The organism is Burkholderia sp. Se-20373, from assembly GCF_017104705.1.
Classification (GTDB): Bacteria; Pseudomonadota; Gammaproteobacteria; order Burkholderiales; family Burkholderiaceae; genus Burkholderia.
In genome coordinates this window covers 1-1,907 of record NZ_JAAGPH010000324.1, presented here as the reverse complement: position 1 = coordinate 1,907, position 1,907 = coordinate 1, and the positions used below count along the sequence as shown (strand labels likewise).

The window sequence follows — 1,907 nt, the reverse complement described above, 5'->3', positions numbered from 1 at the left end:
GCCGACGACGGGAATCGGTCCGGCGCCGCCTTCGCGCGCGTTGCGTTGCGCGCTGGCGACGACGCGGCTCACGTAGCCGCTCGAGAAGCCGGTCGTGAAGTTGCCGCTGTAGTAGCACGACAGCGCCGCGCGCAACGCGGCCTGCGTGGCGCGACCGGTGCCCGACGAGCGCGCGAAGCATTCGGTCAGGATCGCGCCGCCGGCCCGCAGGTTGCGGCACGGTTCGAACATCGTCGCTTCATCGAGCCCGTATTTCGCGAAATTGCGCTCGTTCACCTGCGCAAGGCCGACGCTGTAGCTGAAGCCGCGCGCCGCGAGGTCGTGCGCGGTCGCGCGCGCTTCGTCGAGCGATGCGGGCTGGCGCGCCAGATGGCCGCCGACCACGCCGATCGCATACGGATTGAAGCCCGACTCGGTACGCACGAGCGCGGCGAGCGTGTCGGGATCGACGTTCGGCGCGCATGCGCGCGCGAGCGGCGCGAAGCCGGTACCGCTGCCTGCGGCCTGCGCGCTGCGCAGCGGCAGGCACGCGAAGGCGAGCGCGGCCAGCGCGCACAGGCAGGCGGCGGCGGTTCGCAGGCGGTGCGCGCTCATCCCGCGCCCGCCACCCGGTACGACATCACGAGGCCGTGCACGAGCAGCGACCAGCCGTCGAGCGCGACGAACAGCAGCAGCTTGAACGGCACCGAGATCGTGGTTGGCGAGATCATCTGCATGCCGAGCGCGAGCAGGATGTTCGCGACCAGCAGGTCGACGACGATGAACACGATGTAGATCACGAAGCCGATCTGGAACGCCTTCGTCAGCTCGGCGAGCGTGAAGCTCGGCACCAGCACCAGCAGGTCGTCGTCCTTGATGCCGTCCGCACGGTTCTTCGGCCACACCGAGGTCGCGGTGCGCACGAAGAATTCGCGATCGCGCTGCCGCGTGTGCGACACGAGGAAATCCTTGATCGGCGGCAGCGCGGCATCGGCGAGCGCGCCGACGTCGGCCGTCGACAACTGCCCGGACGCATCGAAGTGGCGCGCCTGCAGCGCGTCGCGGATCGACATCCCGACGGGCGCCATGATGAACAGCGACAGGATCAGCGCGATGCCGTTCAACACGAGGTTCGGCGGCACCTGCTGGATCCCGAGCGCGGAGCGCAACAGGCCGAGCACGACCACCAGCTTCGTGTAGCTCGTGACCATCAGCGCCGCGAACGGCGCGATGCCGAGCGCGGCGATCACCGCGATCAGCGCGACCGGATTCGGCAGGTTGCCCATCGTTCAGCGCTCGCGCGGCGCGGGTTGGGTCAGCGTGACGACCCGCACGCCGAGCTTCTGGCCGACCGCGATCAGGTGCCCCGTGCCGATCAGCATCCCGTTCGCGACGAGATGGATCACGCTCTGGTTGATCCCTTGCTGCAGTTCGATCACGGCGCCGGGCTGCAGCGCGCTCAGTTCGCCGAGCGGCATCGACGTGGGCGGCAGCTCGAAGCGCAGGTCGACCGCGAGGCCGTCGAGCGGACGCGGCGCGTCGGCCGGCGGCGCGTCGTGCGTCGTCGCGGACGCGATGTCGGTGCGGGTCGGTTCCAAAGGCATCTCCCTGATTCGTTCGACGGTCAGCCGGTTGCCCGACGGCCGTCCGGTAATCTCCCACGCCGGCGCGGCGGGCAGCCGCGCGACGCACAGCAGGTTCTGCTCGTGCGCCTGCCAGCGCTCGATCGCGATGATGTCGCCGCCGACGACGTCGGCCAGCTCGGCCGTCGTCAGCTCGGTCCGGCCGATCTCGAACACGAGCGGCACGGGCAGGTTCGCGTAGGCCGCGCGCGCGTCGGCGGGGGCGGCCGGCACGGCCGCGAAGAACACGGCGAGCGCATCCGGCGCGTCGAACAGCAGCGCGCCATGGCAGCGCCACGCTGCGTT

The 1,907-nt window shown here is 70.6% G+C and carries 3 protein-coding genes; all 3 read right to left on the bottom strand.

What is annotated here, in order from left to right; all coding sequences use genetic code 11:
* Positions 1–594, bottom strand: a 594-nt coding sequence (locus G3N96_RS38510; protein WP_206140476.1) for a lytic transglycosylase domain-containing protein, incomplete at its 3' end; no start/stop codon positions are given.
* Positions 591–1,265, bottom strand: coding sequence for a type III secretion system export apparatus subunit SctR (gene sctR / locus G3N96_RS38505; RefSeq protein WP_039360892.1), 675 nt, complete (start codon positions 1,263–1,265; stop codon positions 591–593). The genes G3N96_RS38510 and sctR, both read right to left, overlap by 4 nt.
* 3 nt (positions 1,266–1,268) lie before the next feature.
* On the bottom strand, positions 1,269–1,907 hold a 639-nt coding region (gene sctQ / locus G3N96_RS38500), incomplete at its 5' end, for a type III secretion system cytoplasmic ring protein SctQ (RefSeq protein WP_206140475.1).